This is a genomic window from Oleiphilus sp. HI0066, assembly GCF_001635725.1.
This window is the reverse complement of the sequence record NZ_LWFH01001218.1, coordinates 1-1,051: the sequence shown is the minus strand read 5'-3', so window position 1 is coordinate 1,051 and position 1,051 is coordinate 1. Positions and strand designations below refer to the sequence as shown.

Annotated in this window: 1 pseudogene; it reads left to right on the top strand. The window is 47.0% G+C overall.

Annotated features, from left to right (window positions below):
- A pseudogene (locus A3738_RS16825) lies at nt 1-1,051 on the top strand (NAD(P)-binding protein); the annotation flags it as partial.

The window sequence follows — 1,051 nt, the reverse complement described above, 5'->3', positions numbered from 1 at the left end:
GATATTGCATGCAGGGCGTTACGCTTATCACCCTATGCAAGTCGCACCCTCTGCGATTAAAGCGCCGATCAATCCCTTTGTTCCAAAAGAGTTAGATGAAGAGGGTATTGAAGAACAGATTGAAGCGTTTGCGAATAGTGCTGCAATGGCTCAGTTAGCCGGCTACGACGGTGTCGAAGTAATGGGCTCTGAAGGCTACTTTATTAATCAGTTTATCGTTTCTCACACAAACAAGCGTACAGATCGGTGGGGCGGTTCTTACGAAAATCGTATTCGCTTGCCAATCGAAATTGTCCGCCGTGTGCGTGAGCGTGTTGGTGAAGAGTTCATCATTATTTATCGTCTTTCGATGCTTGATCTAATTGAAGACGGAAGCACTTGGGAAGAGGTTGTTCAGTTAGCGAAAGAAATTGAAAAAGCGGGTGCAACGATCATCAATACCGGGATTGGTTGGCACGAGGCGCGAGTTCCAACGATTGCTACGATGGTTCCGCGAGCGGCTTTCACAAAAGTGACGGCGAAGTTGAAAGGCGAGATAGGTATTCCTCTTGTAACGACGAACCGCATCAACACGCCTGACGTTGCGGAAGATGTATTGGCAAATGGTCACGCCGATATGGTGTCTATGGCACGACCTTTCCTTGCGGACTCTGATTTTGTAAATAAATCTGCAGAAGGTAAGGCGAACGAAATCAATACATGTATTGGTTGTAACCAGGCATGCTTAGATCATACCTTCTCAATGAAGTTGACCTCGTGCTTGGTAAACCCTCGCGCATGTCATGAAACAGAGCTTAGCTACGTTAAGACGGCTTCTCCTAAGAAAATTGCCGTGGTTGGTGCAGGTCCAGCTGGCCTTGCAGCTTCTACCGTAGCAGCTGAGCGTGGCCACGATGTGACCTTATTTGATCAAGCGAGCGAAATTGGCGGGCAGTTTAATATCGCTAAATTGATTCCGGGGTAAGGAGGAGTTTTACGAAACGCTTCGTTACTTCGGTGAAATGATCAAAAAGCATGGTGTAGATCTTCAGTTGAATACGCGTGTGGAAGT